Genomic DNA, 15,762 nt, shown 5'->3' on the forward strand with positions numbered 1-15,762 from the left:
TCTCCAATTTATGAAATCGGAAATTTGGCTCTCATCGCCGCATATGGGTGGTATGGAAAAGCGGTTTGTAGAGGAGGCTTTTCTACAGAACTGGATTGCTCCGATGGGGCCTGACATTATTAAATTTGAAGAAAGTCTCGCCGATTATACAGGAGTTGGATATGCTGTTGCTTTGTCATCTGGCACTTCTGCTATACATCTTGGCTTACAGTTGTTGGGTGTTATGAAGGGTGACGAGGTGATTTGCCAAAGTCTGACTTTTGTGGCAACGGCTAACCCTGTTATGTATCTTGGAGCCACTCCTGTTTTTGTCGACAGTGAGAAAGGTTCCTGGAATATGGATCCTGAAGCTTTGGAGGCTGCTATAAAAGATCGTCTCGCAAAAGGAAAAAAAGTTAAAGCAATTATTCCTGTCCATTTATATGGTATGCCTGCGAAAATGGACGCCATTCTTGAGATTGCGGAAAGATACGAAATTCCGGTGTTAGAAGATGCAGCGGAATCGCTTGGTTCCAGGATAGGGGCTAAACAAACAGGCAAATTTGGACACTTAGCTGTCGTTTCTTTTAATGGCAATAAAATTATAACCACATCGGGAGGAGGCGCTCTCCTTTCCGATAGTGAGGAATATATTAATAAAGCGCGCTTTCTGGCCACCCAGGCAAAGGAGGAAGTTGTGCATTATGAACATAAGGAGATGGGTTATAACTACCGAATGAGCAACATCTCGGCTTGTATCGGTAGAGGACAAATGTTGGTGCTGGATGAGAGGATACAGCAACGCCGTAAGAATTTTGATTTTTATATCGAGCAGCTGGACTTTTCCGGCATTAGCTTCCAACATGAATCTGAAAAAGTTTTTTCAAACAGGTGGCTTACAGCGATACAAGTAAATCCGGAGTTGACAGGTGTATCTGGTGACGAGATCAGGCTTGCCCTGCTTGCCGATAATATAGAATCAAGGCCAGTTTGGAAACCGATGCATATGCAGCCGTTGTTTCAAGATTGTGCCTATTATGGCAATCAGGTAGCTGAGGAACTATATACCTACGGCCTCTGTCTTCCGTCTGGATCTAATCTCACGACAGGAGCGCTAAATCGGGTCGGAACGATTATCAAGGGCATGTTGAAACATCAGAATCCTAGAAAGCAATTTGATGAAGACGAGCGTAATCTAAGTTCCCAGTTAGTTTTTGCATCCCAATAGACATGACGATGCGTTTTAGAAAATTTATTAATCCGGCAAGAGAGCTTCAATCCAAAATGAGATACGGCAATCTCAATTCCTGCCTTTCAAAAATTATACTTTTCTAAAAGTAATACTTAGTTTTACCTACTTGAAAGAAAAGAAATTAATTTTGAGTATCTACCTGGTGCCATGCAGAAACTGAAAGTATTAATTACGGGTGCCAGCAGGGGCCTGGGGCTGGCAATTTCGAAAAAACTGGAATCGGAGTATAGCCTTATTTTACATGCCTCTAAAGAGGAGAACTTGGGGGAGGTCGGCCCTGACAGCCACATCTTATGTGCAGATTTTTCGGATGCAGAACAAATTAATGCTTTTTGTAAGCAGTTAAAAAAGGATCATGGCGACAGCCTGTATGCAGTGATCAATAATGCGGGTCTAACCTTTGATAAACCCATCACCTTTCAGCCGGAGCGCGAGATTGACGCTATGATCAATGTCAATCTGAAAGCACCCGTGATGATTTCTAAAACGGCCATGAAGATCTTTGGCCTGAACAAAAAAGGGGTTATTATCAATATAAGTTCAGTGGTTGGCGAAAGTGGAAACGCTTTTCAATCGGTGTATGCAGCTACCAAGGCCGGCCTGGTTGCGCTCTCAAAATCATTGGCGCAGGAAGCTGCGGCATTGAATGCCGGCCATGAAATCAGGGTGCTAAGTGTTTCTCCTGGCTTTATTGAAACAGACATGACTGATGCTATCCCGGAAACGGAAAAAGAAAAATATTTGAAGATGATACCGGCGCAGCGTTTTGGCAAAGTAGAGGATGTGGCCGAGGCTGTTTTATTTTTATTATCCGATAAGGCGTCTTATATTAACGGGACAAACATTAATATAAATGGAGGAATATTATAATTAATGGACAATCTGGTAGGGGTTTCTCCCCAAAACATGTTGCTTCATGGTCCCACTAAACTGCTTTTGGACACTTATCACTGGCATTCGCCAAAATTGGGTATTGTGGCAAGCTATACGCCTAAGGATAGGGATGTGGAAGACCATTTTGGTATTTTCAGAGGGGTGGATCAGATTGAGGCTTTTGCGCAGGCAACTATAGTTTCGTGCGGGACTTTCCTGGAATGCCAAAAACAAAAATGTGATCCCCTTGATCTTAAAGATCAGTTTATTCCAGCATTTATCAGTATCGGGGCAGTTTACTTTCAGAACTACCTGGAGAAAGGCGATACTTTTATAAGCATCGGCTCCATTAAATTCTATAAGTTCAGGCAAATGGTCTGCGATGGAAGAATTTATAAAGTGCCTCAAGGTTTGAACTTAGATGAGTATTTTAGCCATTTCAATGAAGATCGCCTTAAGGCATACGACCTTAGCGACGACTTTGGGCTGGTAGCAGAACTGAATGATATAACCGGCAGGGCATTGAAAAAAGAGCTTTTTAATAAAGATTAAAGAATAATGGAAAGACAAGAGATTATTGATGGTCTGGTAGAAATACTTAAAACAGTCAGAACCATAGACCAGGACAAACTGGTTGCCGTAACCGAAGAAACGGATTTTATTGCCGACTTAAACACTCCTTCCACTGAAATGATCAATATCGCTGCCAAGGCCGAACAGAAGTTTGATGTGGAATTTGAGGATGATGACATCGATGGCCTGGGTTCGACAGTGAAAGACATCGTTGATCTGATTTTAAGAACAAAAGAAAGAGCTTAAACATGCAAGTACCAGGCAGAAAGGTGGCGGTTGTCGGTATGGGAGGCGCTTTTCCTACCTGTTCTGATCTCAAGGACTTCAGCAATAAGTTGTTCTCTGATCAGAGCCTGATCAGAGAGTGGGATAAAGCTACAGCCTACGGCAAAAATATCCGTTCAAGTGTTTCGGGTTTCATCACGGAAGCGGAAATGGGTCTTGAGCCTATTTATTCTACACTGGTTGAAAATTATCCGGAGACTTATATCGATAAGCTGAACCGCATTCCTGATGCAAACCTGGCAACAGCCGATATCGGAAGTATCTGGGCGATGCTGGGTGCCCAGGAGGCCATTGCGATGGCTGGCTGGAGCGATGCTGAAACACAGTCGGAAGGCACAGGGGTGGTAGTAGGTTCCGGTGGAGGAGGTCATGAAATACTGCGGAATGCCTGGCATAGTTTCTTCCACCACAAGAAAAAAACACGGCTTGTGGGTTCGCATGCTGTAGACCGCGCCATGGTTTACCGCGATGCTGCCAATGTATCCTGCCTGATAAAGAACAAAGGGGTGTGCGAGTCAATAGGCTCAGCCTGTGCGACAGGACTGGGTAATATCGGGTACGCTTACCGGCTGATCAGTTTCGGATTACAGGACCGTGCCATTGCAGGTGGGGTAGAAGGTACTTCCCTGGAAACATTTATTGGTTTTGATGCGATGCAGGTGCTCAGCAGGGGCTTTTCTCCGGAGGAGAGCTCGCGGCCTTTTGATCTGCAGCGAAATGGCTTTGTTTGTTCTTTCGGAGGAGGAATCGTTGCCCTGGAAGAATACGAACTGGCGAAAGCCCGCGGTGCTGACATTATAGCTGTCATAGATAATTACTTTAATAATTCGGATGGCGATGGCGATATGTTCGCTCCTTCTTTTAGCGGTCAGCAGAGGCTCTGGAAAGGTTTAATGGCCGGCTCCGGTCAAAAACCGGATGTGGTTAAGGTGCATGGAACGTCTACGCCTGCAGGTGATGCGATAGAATTGTTGAGCGTAGTTGATGCCCTTGGGCATGACGGATATCATATTTCTGCACCTAAATCACAGTTTGGTCATATGTTGGGTGCTGCGGGTGCCGTTGAATTTATAACGGCTTTGCTGATGCTCAAGCATCAGAAAGTGCTGCCCTGCCTGAATTCGGCACATCTGAATCCTGAGCAGGAATCTTTTCAGAAAAGCGGTCATTGGTTTGGACCATTTGAACCTCTTGCTGCATTCAGAGATCTGATACCGCAAAATAGCTTCTCAAAAGAGATTAACCACATTGCCTGTTTAAACTATGGCTTTGGCGGTACCAATAGTGCAATTTCTATTTCAAGAGAGCTGTGATGATTGAGAATACGAATAAGATAGCTGTGGTTTTTGGCGTGAGGAACGAAAGTTCGATAGCCTGGGACATTGCGGTAAAGTTACAGCAATCGGGCTGTAAGATTGCTTTAAGCTATGTTAAAGACACCAAAGATGAAGTATTGTACCTGATGGAAAGGCAGGGTATGGATACAAGCTTTGCAGCTGAAGTGGATGTAAGGGACGAAACTGAGATCAATGCTTTTCTTCAAAAGGTTTATCAGGGTCTGGGACCGATAGATTACTTGCTGCATGGAGTGGCTTTTGGAAGTCAGCAGGTAATGTGTTACTCGCTGCCGGGAAGCCAGGACCCTGCACCTTCTTACCTGGATATCCCTTTCGAAGATCTGATGGATTCTTTTAATATCAGCGCTTATTCGCTGTTAAGAATCTGCCGGGTAGCCCACCCATTGTTTGCGAAAGGGGCCTCTGTACTCACGCTTACTTATAATGCTTCCCAGCGGGTTTTCCCCGGTTATGCAGGGATGGGCATTAACAAAGCTGCTCTTGAAAATATCATGCTCTATCTGGCCAGCTATTTCAGGGAGAGCCAGGTAAGGATAAATGCAATCTCGGCAGGCTTAGTGATGACAACGTCTGCCGGAGGGATAAATGGCGTTAGAAAATTACGGAAGCTTGGTAAGTTGACGGCGCCTCTGGGTAATGTAGACGCAGGAGATATAGGTGACGCGGCCTTGTATTACTTTTCAGCCCTATCGAAGAAAGTTACGGGAAATATTCATTTTGTTGATGGTGGGTTCAACATCATGGGAGTGCCGTATGATGGAGAGTAATTTAGATACAGATAGAATAACAGATAAAATTACTAACACAGTCAGCAGTGTGGCAGAAGGTAGAAGCTTTGTGGTTGGGAATGATCTTGTCTTTTTGCCCGATTTTAAACACTCCCTTACGGAACTATTCAAGCAGAGAGTTTATACGGAAACTGAACGGAACTACTGTAATCTGTTCGATGATTCTTTGTTGAGGTATGCTTCTACCTGGGCAGCAAAGGAGGCGGTCTACAAAGCTATCAAGCAAATAGATCCGGCACCTTTATCATGGAGAAAAATAGAGATCCGCAGAGACAAAATTGCCGGCAAGCCCAGCGTGGTTTTACATGACCAAGAAAACTTTTACCCTATCAGCTTAACTATTTCACACGACGGCGACTATGTGTGGGCCCTGGCTATCTTATCACTTAAATAATCATCAACAGATAATCATAAGAGATGACTCAGCACTTTTTTGATCATTCTTTGGCCACGCTTAGTTATTATAAGTTTGGCGAAGGCACGCAAAAAATGTTATGTTTTCATGGGTATGGTATGCATGGCAGGCAGTTTAGAGTGCTGGAAGAGGTTTTGGGCTCGAAATATACCTTTTATGGCTTCGACCTGTTTTTCCATGAGGGAACCAAGCTAAAACAACATAGTCTTGAGGTGGTTAAGGCTGGCTTGTCTAAGCAGGAGCTGGCAGGTATGATCATGGCGTTTTGTAAGCATGAACAGATAGATCGCTTCTCGGTAATTGGCTATTCCATGGGTTCTCACTACGCCACCACTGTGGTGGAAGAGCTGGCTCAGCTGGTAGATGAGTATATTGTAGTAGCACCTTCTTCTTTAAATCCAGGAAGGATGGTTCGCTTTCTGAGTAAAAATAAGCTGGGAAATGGCTTGTTGGAAAAACTGGTATTGAGTAAAAAAGCCCTGATCAGACTGCTCAAGGTATGTCAGGCCATAAGGGTTGTTGACCGTTCAGGTTATGAAATATTGTATAAGGAGATTGCCACAGCTGAATTACGTTTTAATTTTTACGCTTGTTTCACCTATCTTCGGTTCCTGGAGACCGATGAAGCCAGGTTATTTGAAGTCCTTCGGGATAAAAAGATCAGATCCGTCTTTATCTTTGGTAAACGGGATCTGATGTATCCACCAAGTATTGGCAACCGGTTTGTTTCGCAATTACAGCATGCCGAGGTACTGGTGCTCGACGAAAACCATGAAATGGTCAATCGAAATTTTGCACAGGTTCTTTCAAAAGCCCTTTTAGAAATACCGGCATGATCATCAAAGACAAACCACTTCCACCGGCTGTTTTGAATTTCCTTTTCAGGATGTTGTGCTGGTTTTTAAGGAAGCGATTCAATAAGATGCCTATTGCAGGCGTTCCTATAAAGGCTGATCATTCGTACTTATTAATGTGTAACCACTTCAGTTTCTGGGATGGCTTCCTGGCAGTATTTTTATACCGGGGTTTATTGAGTAATGCTGTTGGTGAGAAGAACCTAAAAGGTATAAAGATCATGGTGCTGAAAAAGCAGATGGAAATGAACTGGTGGCTTAAGTACTTTGGATGTTTTTCTGTTGAACCAGGCAGGGCTTCTATTGAGGAGAGCCTGAATTACGCAGCTGAAATACTAAATACACCCGGAAACGTTTTGCTGATGTACCCACAGGGAAACCTTGAATCCAGCCATGTGCGTCATATCCTGTTTAAAGAAGGCATTGGAGAGATCGTCCCCAGAGTTCAGGGCAACTGTCAGATATTATGGAGCAGTAATATTCCTGAATATTTTGAAAGCCTCAAGCCATCGGTGTATTTTAATGTGCTGGATTGCGGTACCAATCATGAATTTGATTTTGAGGAACTTCAGGATAGGGTAAATAAGCATCACCTGGAATCGCTAAAAAGAACCATCCGGTTTACGCGGAATGCCCGAACGCACTGAATTGAAATTTGCATTCGTTTCTTCGCCATCCTGAACTTGTTTCAGGACCTCTTGCCTAAGCTGGTGCTCCTTATATGGGTCAAGAGGTGCCGAATTGAATTCGGCATGACGACCGCCTTTAAGGTCTTTATTCTGCGGGTTCATAAATACCATTTTCAATCATGGACTTATCACTTCCCATTCACAACTTTCAGCCTTTCCTTCGCCTGGTTTTCAATGCTGCTTTCATATTCATGATCTTTCATCGAGATGGCCTGGTTGTAATAATACGTAGCCCTTTTATAATCCTTTTGCTGTTCAGAGATCTCCGCTATCTTGAGAGCTGAATTGGCCGCAAAATAGTAGCTGGCATTTTTTCCCAGGTAAATGGCCTTCTGATAATTGACAAGCGCTTCATTCAACTGGCTACTTTCTTCATAGATCCGTCCCAGGCGGTAGTGAAACTCGATTTTGTCCCTGAAGAAACTAAAGTCGTTTACATCTTTATCTTTCAACTGGGCAAGGGCTTTGGCGTAATCACCACCGTCGAAATACAATCTTGCTCTTAATAAAAAGGGATCCGGTGCCCTGTCATTAGCTTCCCTTAGCGCTTGTTTGTCTTTTTCGTTATTAGTATATCCCTTGTTTTTGACCATTTTCAGGAAGTACGCATACTTACCCGTATCGTTATTCAGAAAGTAGAAATAAGCCAGTTTTAAATAAGTGTCTTTGATAAAGTTGGTCCCTTTATAGTGCTGAATGTATTTAGTCAGGTATACATGCGCATTGCTATCCATGCGGTTGAGCTTCGCATTGCCCAGCAGGTAACTAAGGGCCGGAAATTTCTGCGAGTTTTCATTATTGGCACTGGCTTCCAGGAAAGCGATTGCTTCCCGGTTATGGCCCGTCTTAGCGGATACGTAGCCTTGCAGGTAAATTTTCAGCAGGCTGCCATTCTCCATTCCGGAGATGTACGAAATGAGTTTGGAATAAGAGTTTTTGTTATGAAGAATGTCAATATCAATATAGCAGATAAAGAAGATCACTTCATCTTTATAAAAGCTGTATGGCGACTTTTGAAGTTGCGTACGCAGGGAGTGGAGTTGGTTGATCCCAGCCTGACTGTCGCCTTTGATGCCTACAAGCTGAAGCGTTTTTTTTAAGTTGGAAGGGACTGATCCGAATATGACGTTTATCAGGGCGAGGCTCTTCTGATTAGGCAGGAAGTCGGGATATTTTTGAGCGTTTTCTCTGAGGAGTCCTTTAGCCTTGTTTAGGTCCATCGCAGATGAGAAATAATCGCCAAACCTGCCTTTTATAAGTCCCCATTGTAAATAGATCTCTGCCTGGGAGAAAAGGTAGTAGGGGGAATTTTTGTCTTGTTTTTCTAAGTCGGATATCCGGGAAGCTTTAAGGTCTTTTTGATTTTCGTACGCTGCTTTATTTTCAGAAGTTAATAGCTGGAAATAGCTTAGGTAATTGTCTAGCAGGATTGTAATTCCGTTCTGAGGGTTTTGCTGCTTTTCTTTCTGTATAAGTACTTTGGCTTCTTCTGCTTTTAAACTTAGAATGGCTTCGTAGGCCTTGATGCAGTTTGGGTTGAAATTGAAGGCTGCTTTCAGGCTGGGTTGTATGCTTAGCAAGGATAGGAGTAATAGAAGTTTTCTTCGGGTATTTAGCATAGATCCCAAAAATACAATTTAGGGGGCATAGCTGTTTGGGTTATTTAGTAAGTTATGTTGTTGGCTGTTTTAAAAAGCACACGCGGCGCGTGCGCTAGCAGGGGCTGTTCGGAGAACCTACAATAGGGCTTCAGATGGATATCTCGAAGACTATGGAGCCCGGGGGGGAATTTCGAAGAGCGTTGCTGTTACTAAATCCAGAGATTCCTTTCGGATTCTCTGGATAGTAAGGTTAACTTTTCGCTTTGAGCTTTTGGCTCTCCGCCTACCGGACGTCGCTTTCTACTTTCCTGGCGGTGCTTCTTCCGGGAAGATAGATCTGGAATCCTACACCTAAAACCAGCTGGTGGGCGTAGGGACTGCTGCCGAAGCCGACTGTGCCGTTATATTTGAGTAATGCTTCCAGGCCGATAGTAGAGGTAACAAAGTAACTAAAGCCAGGGCCAAAGCTAAAGCCGAGGCCATTGGTGGAACCGCCTGTGGATGGATTATATCCGGAAATGCCCACTGTAGCTTCACCAAAAAAGCGAGAGTTGTTTACTACCAGGTCGGCACCTCTCATGCCGTAATACCTGCCTAAAAGCCCTATACCGTAGGTGATATCAGATCCTGCATCTTTAGCTGTTGAGAGACCGAAATTGATATCTCCACCGATAGCCAGGCCATCTTGAATGAACCAAGCGGCCTTAGGATTAAGGTTGAAAGTAAAAGCATTGGGGTCATCCAGGCCGAAATTAAGGTTTGAAATATTCGTGCCGATCATCACATTACCTTGCTGGATCTGCGCAGTTGCGCCTAAAAAGGTCATTCCTGTTAAAAGGATCGTAAAAAATAGTTTTTTCATGAGCTTAGCGTTATGTGTGTTTTAACACCTCCCTCAGGCTATTCGTTTGTGATAATCTGTTATTGTGCATTTGCGAAATTCTTTCGCTGCCCGCCTGAGCAGCGTATTAGCCTCGGTTGTAGATCTGCACCAAGGTCCTCAGTTCTTTTTCATGTTCCTTCTTTACCTGGTCGGGTAATAAGCGCCATGTCCAGTTATTTTCTGTGGATGCCGGGATATTCATGCGGTTACCTTCATCCAGACCGATGACGTCCTGCAATGGAAGTATCGCCGTTTTGGCTACAGAAGAATAAGCCAGGCGGGCCAAAATTTTATGGATGTTTTTATCCTTAGGTTTAAGTCCGGTATACATCCTGATCCGCTTTTTTACAGCACTGTCAGCTTCCTGATGGAACCAGCCCAGCGTAGTATTGTTATCATGAGTTCCGGTATAAACAAAGAAGTTTTGTTTATAGTTATGAGGGATGTCGATAGAGTCGGGCAGGTTATCTCCAAAGGCGAACTGCAGGACCTTCATGCCTGGAAGTTTAAACTCATCGCGCAGATCGTAGACCGGCTGATCAATATCTCCCAGATCTTCTGCAATAAATGGTAGATTTCCTAATTGGGCCTCGAGTACTCTGAAGAAATCAGCGCCCGGCCCCTCCCGCCACTCGCCGTTTTTCGCAGTCTCCTCGTTTGCCGGAACTTCCCAGTAGGAAGAAAATGCTCTGAAATGGTCTAGTCGTAATAGGTCGAACAGTTCCATGTTTTTGCTGATCCGCCTGATCCACCACTCATAATTTTGCTGTTTTAATACATCCCAGCGAAATACTGGCATCCCCCAAAGCTGGCCATTGTCATTGAAATAATCAGGAGGTACTCCTGCAGTTCCGGTTTGATTGCCTTCATTGTCTAAAAGGAATATTTCAGGATGCGACCACACATCCGATGAGTCGTAACTGACATAAAAAGGGAGGTCACCGAAAAGTTGAATACCTCTGTCGTTTGCATAAGCTTTTAGCTCCAGCCATTGCTTCATAAAAATAAACTGAAGCCACTTGGTCTTAAGCATCGTCTTTCCTTCGTTCTCAGTAAAGGTTTGGAGCGCTTCCTTATTTCTAAGTTTGTAGGCCTCAGGCCACTGATACCATGGCTTGCCACCAAGGTGTAGTTTTAGTGCGATGAATAAAGCATAACTGTCAAGCCAGTAAGCTTCCTGTGCACAGAACTGGTCAAAGCCAGATTGCAGACGGCTAAAGTTTCCTGACAGAAAGGTTGAAAATGCTTTTTCAAAGAGCTTGTCTTTCAGTTTTTCTGCATGCTTAAAATCTGCCTGGCTCTTTGATGGCAGGGTATCGTTCAGGTCGTTTTTATTAAGAAGTCCTTCCTCCACAAGTAACTCGGGACTGATAAGCAAGGTGTTGCCAGCCATGCTGGAAATGGCGCTGTAAGGGGAGTAACCCTGACCTGCTTCCGTTGGGCTTAGCGGCAATATCTGCCAGAGCTTCTGTTTACTTCGGTACAGGAAGTCGGCGAAATTCTTCGCTTCAGGACCCATATCCCCCACCCCGAATGATGAGGGCAGCGAAGAAATATGAAGTAAAATTCCACCTCCACGGGTATTGATTGGTTGTTTTAGTTTTAGCACTGAAAATGGCACAGTCTCAAACAGATCTTTTACCAGCAATTCGCCCTCATTTTTTCCCTTGGTTTTTAAGAGCACATTTTCCCAGACAACCGGAGCTTCAGCTGGTAAGATGATGCGGGTGTTTTTCCACTTTAGGTTAGCGAGATCGGTTTTCTCCGCCTTGGCCATGGATGCCAGGTGCAGCGGCACTGCAACAACATACCATGTTTGTTTGTGCCTGCGGGCAAAAGCCATAACCTTGTCTTTATGTTTACCTTTTACTTTTAGCGGGATATAATCGGCTTTTTCAAAGGTGTCGTTTTCCAGTTTACGTTCATTCAAAAGAACGGAAGTAAGCCATAGCTTGATTTTGCCGTTATAGCGATTTTGCCAGAGCTCTGTATAAAGTTCCTTTTTGTCTTTTACAGAAGATATTTCTTCGAGCCACAGCCTTCGCTTCTCATAGTCTACCGGACGACGATTGTCGGGGTCAACAAAGCTAAGATCCCAAAGCTCGCAGCCTTGATACACATCGGGTACACCCGGACACGTAAATTTCAATAGGACCTGCACCAGCGAGTTTACTATTCCATAGTCCAGTATTTTGTTGCGGAAACTCTCAAAATGTCTCCAGAACGGCTTGTCTTTCTGTAGAAGTGCTGCAATGAAATTCTTTGTCGCCGTTTCGTACGCTTCGTCAGGTTTCGACCAGTTTGAATTTTGCTTCCCTTCGCGCAAGGCTTTCTCGAGATACTGTTGTATTCGCTCCAAAAAATCATCTTCTTCCTCTCCTGGCATCGGATATGCTCCTGCCAGGCTTTGATAGATGAAATATTCATCATTTAAGTCGGGGGCCTGATTCTGTTTTAAGGGCGCATTGAGGTATTGCCATAGCTTTACCGATTCAATCCATTCCTCGGGCAAGTCTGTCAGAACATTTAATCTGGCACGAACATCTTCCCCACGCTTGGTATCATGCGTGGAGGTGGCATTGGCCGAAAGGGGCCAGCGTGTCTGCCTTGCTTTCATTTTCTCATGAAAAACATCAATGCTGATACCGAATGATTCAGGCGCATCTCCCACTTCATTGTGCGCAATAAAGCGGTTATAAGTATACATAAGAGTATCTTCAACGCCCTTGGCCATTAAGGGACCGGTAAACTGCATAAGCCGCTGATAGAAGCGTAAGGCGACCGCATTGTATTCCCTGTTACCGAGTTTAGGCTTCTTCAATATGGCTTTTGAAAGCAGTTCAACTTGATTGTTCAGTTCAGGCTTTTTCTTTTTTACGAGTTTTAGTATCTCGGAAATTTCATTTTCCTCTTTACGGTCAAGAGGAAGCTGGTTGCCATAAAAGCGGTAAACGGGGCAATGAATAAGGAACTCGGCGATAGCTGTTTTAAGATTTTCACCTTCTCCCGCCTCGTATTCAGCCTCATCACCCAGGCCAAGATTAATAAATAGCCGGTAAAGGTTATCGAGTTCGCCTTGCATATGTTCAAAAAGGATATGTGCCTTCTTGGCAAGGATCTGTTCGGTTACCGGTGTTTTGTCGCCGGTCAGTTTCTGATAGTATTTGCTGAAATCCTTTTCGTATTCGCTATTGGTAAACAGGTTGTTAACGTCGGAAAGGAAATCGTAACCTGTATTTCCCTGAATTGGCCAGTCAGGAAGCTCTTCACCTGGCTCGAGTATTTTTTCAACCGTGATGTAAGTCTCATCGCCCATTAAAGCCCTCAGATCCTTCAGGTATTTTTCGGGGTTGTGCAGGCCATCGATATGGTCGATCCTTACACCCTGGAAGATCCCCTGGTCTTTGAGTTCTTTGATGTAAGAATGGAAGTGAGTAAATACGGCATCATCCTGAATGTTCAGGCAGATCAAACCATTGACCGTAAAAAAACGCCGGAAGTTGATCTTCTTGTCTGTTTCCTGCCAATAGCATAAACGGTATACCTGTTCGTTGACTAATTGTGTGATCTTGTCGTGATCAGCATTTATGGCCTGCAGCTTTGCTTGTACCATTGTTTTTACCGGCTCATTTTTCATCAATGAAGCAAGTTGTAATAAGAACTCATGCCAGCGTTCTGCATACATATCGGGCTCTTCTACCTGGTGTATGGCGGTCATTTGCGCCAGTAACTGATCAAGGGCCTGGTTGTTGCCTGGCCCGCTGCTTAGAATAGCCTGGTAGGAACGGGGAGTGAGGGGGTAAGAACTATCAAAATAGCTCAATACAAAGTGGTTGTCCTTATATTCCAGGGTTAGTTCTTTATTATTAATGACGTCTTCCAGGTTAGAACCCAAAAAAGGCAGCATGATCCGGGCCGGCTCTGTGCCATTTGTCCAGTCGATGTCAAAGAAGGAGGCATAAACCGACTGCCTGCCCTTCTCCAGAACGTCCACCAACCATGGATTTTCCGGATGAAAAGCCATATGATTAGGCACGATATCCTGTAACCAGCTAATCTTGTGTTCTTTCAGCTCTTTACTGATTGCTCTCAGTTGCTCTTCCGTGCCAATTTCCGGATTTATCAGATGTGGATTCATGCCGTCATAGCCGTGCGTGCTTCCCTTTGTGGAATGAAATACAGGGGAAGCATAAACGGTTTTTACACCTAGTTCTTGTAAATAGGAAATCACTTCAGTAAAATCTTCAAAATTGAATTCCTTATGGAATTGCAGCCTGTAGGTAGATATAGGGTTGTGCATGTTTTTTTAAAAGAGTGTCAATAACAAATTTAGCCCAACGCTAGGTTGGCTGGTTCAAACTACTTTGATAGATCAGGATAGATTCTGGTGGAAGCTCGATATTCGCATCCTCAGCAAGGTACTCGGGCGCATTAAATGTTCCGTTCCATTGCGGCGACGCAGAGTTTAGCACTTTTTGCCATTGTTCAGAATATGGGGGAATTAAAACCTGCTGGGCCCTGTCGGAAAAGTTCATCAGGCAGATCACATGCTGCTCATCCTGCCAGCGGTGTAAGATCAGTGTTTGGGCCGCTTCATTACATTCCACTTCAAGGTTTTTCCGGTCCAACCGGCTCAAAACCGGGTGGCTCTTTCTTAGTTCAATCAACTTTTTATAGTACTTAAGCAGGAATTGATGTGGCTCTTGCGTTAGCAATTGCCACTGTAGCCTGGAACGAAGAAATGTCTCCTCTGATACTGGATCGGGCGCCTCGCCTTCGGCGTGAAAATCGGCAAATTCTTCTTTGCGACCTTTCCTGACAGCATCTGCAAGCTCTTCGTCGGTATGACTTACGAAGTACAGAAAGGGGTTTGGCTCACCATATTCTTCACCCATAAAAAGCATGGGAAGAAATGGACTGATAAGAACCGCTCCGGCCATTAGCTTCTGCATTTCGAAACTTACCAGTGTGCTGCTGCGTTCTCCGAGCATTCGGTTGCCTACCTGGTCGTGATTTTGTGAGAAGACAACAAACTGCTGCCCAGGATTATCTTCAGCTTTGATGCCGAAATTCTTAAACCGGTGTTCTGAATATTGCCCATCGTAAACGTAAGCATCTGAATACGATTTAGCAAGATGGACCAGTCCATTGAAATCTGAATAATAGCCAGTGCGGCTTTCGCCGGCGGTTACACGTAAAGCATGGTGAAACTCGTCAACCCATTGGGCATCCATGCCAAAACCCTGCTCATTGAGGGGATTGATGAAGCGGGTGTCGTTCAGGTCGAGTTCCACAATAAGATAGTGTTTTCGGCCGGTTTCTTCCATCAGCTTATCGACATGAAGTTTTATATCACGAAGAATATGTACGGGACTAAAGTCTTTGATAGCGTGAACAGCATCCATACGCAGCGCATCGATATGGAAATCACGGAACCACATCAGTACATTTTCTATAAAATACCGGCGAACCCCATCACACCAGGCGTCGTCGAAGTTGATGGCATTCCCCCATGGGGTACTGTATTTTTCCGTAAAATAATGGCCAAAGTCGCCGAGGTAATTTCCTTCTGGCCCCATGTGGTTGTACACTACGTCGAGGATAACAGCAATTCCTTTCTCATGGCATTTATTTACCAGGTGCTGCAAGGCTTCTGCTCCGCCATAAGTATTCTGCACAGCGTAGGGAAGGACACCGTCGTAGCCCCAGTTTCTTCCTCCAGGAAACTGGGCAACCGGCATTATTTCGATGGCATTTACCCCAAGATCGAGTAAATATTCGAGTTTACTTTCAATACCCCTGAAGTTTCCTTCAGGGGTAAAGGTGCCGGTATGTAATTCATATAAAATATAATCTTCAAGCGCCACGTTGTTCCAGTTCTCGTCTGTCCATTGAAAGGCGTGGAGGTCGACGGCCACTGACTTGCCATGTACAGAATCTTCCTGTGCAAGAGCGGCAGGGTCAGGGCGCTTATGCTGACCATCTAGGATTAACTGATAAGTTTCACCTGGTTTCAGCCGGGTTGTTTTGATATGCCAGTAACCGTGTTCCTGGCGGTTTAGCGGGATGATGTTGTTTTCTGTGCGTTCAGTTTCTAATTCAACTTTTTTAGCTTTTGGTGCCCAGACCAGAACCTCCGCCGTATCATCTCCCGCATTAAAGTTAACACCTAGAGACCTTTTCTTTACGTCAGTTGAATTCATGCTATTCTT

At 44.5% G+C, this 15,762-nt stretch carries 14 protein-coding genes; 9 read left to right on the top strand and 5 right to left on the bottom strand.

The features are described from left to right. Positions 1 to 10: 10 nt before the first annotated feature. The 9 genes from J3P37_RS20270 to J3P37_RS20310 all read left to right on the top strand — a co-directional run bounded on the left by J3P37_RS20270 (position 11) and on the right by J3P37_RS20310 (position 7,024). Entirely contained in the window at positions 11 to 1,207 is a 1,197-nt protein-coding gene (locus J3P37_RS20270; RefSeq protein ID WP_305121199.1) for an aminotransferase class I/II-fold pyridoxal phosphate-dependent enzyme, read from the top strand. Positions 1,208 to 1,378: 171 nt separating this feature from the next. After that, positions 1,379 to 2,101 carry an SDR family NAD(P)-dependent oxidoreductase gene (locus tag J3P37_RS20275; protein ID WP_256013253.1) on the top strand — a complete coding sequence of 241 codons (723 nt, stop codon included), beginning with the start codon at positions 1,379 to 1,381 and terminating at the stop codon, positions 2,099 to 2,101. A gap of 3 nt (positions 2,102 to 2,104) precedes the next feature. Next, positions 2,105 to 2,656, top strand: a complete 552-nt coding sequence (locus J3P37_RS20280) for a hypothetical protein (protein ID WP_256013255.1) — start codon at positions 2,105 to 2,107, stop codon at positions 2,654 to 2,656. 6 nt (positions 2,657 to 2,662) lie between these two features. After that, the gene (locus tag J3P37_RS20285; protein ID WP_256013257.1) at positions 2,663 to 2,923 is read left to right on the top strand and encodes an acyl carrier protein; all 261 of its coding nucleotides are present in this window, start codon (positions 2,663 to 2,665) and stop codon (positions 2,921 to 2,923) included. 2 nt (positions 2,924 to 2,925) lie between these two features. Next, on the top strand, positions 2,926 to 4,275 hold the full coding sequence (locus tag J3P37_RS20290; protein ID WP_256013260.1) for a beta-ketoacyl-[acyl-carrier-protein] synthase family protein: 1,350 nt from the start codon (positions 2,926 to 2,928) through the stop codon (positions 4,273 to 4,275). Further along, complete coding sequence (locus J3P37_RS20295) at positions 4,275 to 5,087, top strand: enoyl-ACP reductase FabI (protein WP_256013262.1); 813 nt, start codon at positions 4,275 to 4,277, stop codon at positions 5,085 to 5,087. Before J3P37_RS20290 ends, J3P37_RS20295 begins: the two co-directional genes overlap by 1 nt. Before the next feature lie 49 nt (positions 5,088 to 5,136). Further along, positions 5,137 to 5,502 (top strand): holo-ACP synthase, encoded by a 366-nt coding sequence (locus J3P37_RS20300; protein WP_256013265.1) that lies wholly within the window; start codon positions 5,137 to 5,139, stop codon positions 5,500 to 5,502. 23 nt (positions 5,503 to 5,525) lie between these two features. Further along, on the top strand, positions 5,526 to 6,359 hold the full coding sequence (locus J3P37_RS20305; RefSeq protein WP_256013267.1) for an alpha/beta fold hydrolase: 834 nt from the start codon (positions 5,526 to 5,528) through the stop codon (positions 6,357 to 6,359). Beyond that, positions 6,356 to 7,024: a lysophospholipid acyltransferase family protein gene (locus J3P37_RS20310; RefSeq protein WP_256013270.1), complete on the top strand. Its 669-nt coding sequence runs from the start codon at positions 6,356 to 6,358 to the stop codon at positions 7,022 to 7,024. Before J3P37_RS20305 ends, J3P37_RS20310 begins: the two co-directional genes overlap by 4 nt. Here the strand turns inward: J3P37_RS20310 and J3P37_RS20315 are convergent. The 5 genes from J3P37_RS20315 to treZ all read right to left on the bottom strand — a co-directional run bounded on the left by J3P37_RS20315 (position 6,980) and on the right by treZ (position 15,753). Then, positions 6,980 to 7,168: a hypothetical protein gene (locus J3P37_RS20315; protein ID WP_256013272.1), complete on the bottom strand. Its 189-nt coding sequence runs from the start codon at positions 7,166 to 7,168 to the stop codon at positions 6,980 to 6,982. The genes J3P37_RS20310 and J3P37_RS20315 overlap by 45 nt on opposite strands. A 26-nt stretch (positions 7,169 to 7,194) precedes the next feature. Beyond that, on the bottom strand, positions 7,195 to 8,685 hold the full coding sequence (locus J3P37_RS20320) for a tetratricopeptide repeat protein (protein ID WP_256013274.1): 1,491 nt from the start codon (positions 8,683 to 8,685) through the stop codon (positions 7,195 to 7,197). A gap of 265 nt (positions 8,686 to 8,950) precedes the next feature. Continuing rightward, positions 8,951 to 9,529 (bottom strand): putative outer membrane beta-barrel protein, encoded by a 579-nt coding sequence (locus J3P37_RS20325; RefSeq protein WP_256013276.1) that lies wholly within the window; start codon positions 9,527 to 9,529, stop codon positions 8,951 to 8,953. Between the two features lie 106 nt (positions 9,530 to 9,635). Then, the gene (gene treY / locus J3P37_RS20330; protein WP_256013278.1) at positions 9,636 to 13,850 is read right to left on the bottom strand and encodes a malto-oligosyltrehalose synthase; all 4,215 of its coding nucleotides are present in this window, start codon (positions 13,848 to 13,850) and stop codon (positions 9,636 to 9,638) included. Between the two features lie 40 nt (positions 13,851 to 13,890). Beyond that, entirely contained in the window at positions 13,891 to 15,753 is a 1,863-nt protein-coding gene (treZ, locus tag J3P37_RS20335; RefSeq protein ID WP_256013280.1) for a malto-oligosyltrehalose trehalohydrolase, read from the bottom strand. Between the last annotated feature and the right edge of the window lie 9 nt (positions 15,754 to 15,762).

The sequence above is a fragment of the Desertivirga xinjiangensis genome (assembly GCF_024436435.1).
Classification (GTDB): Bacteria; Bacteroidota; Bacteroidia; order Sphingobacteriales; family Sphingobacteriaceae; genus Desertivirga; species Desertivirga xinjiangensis.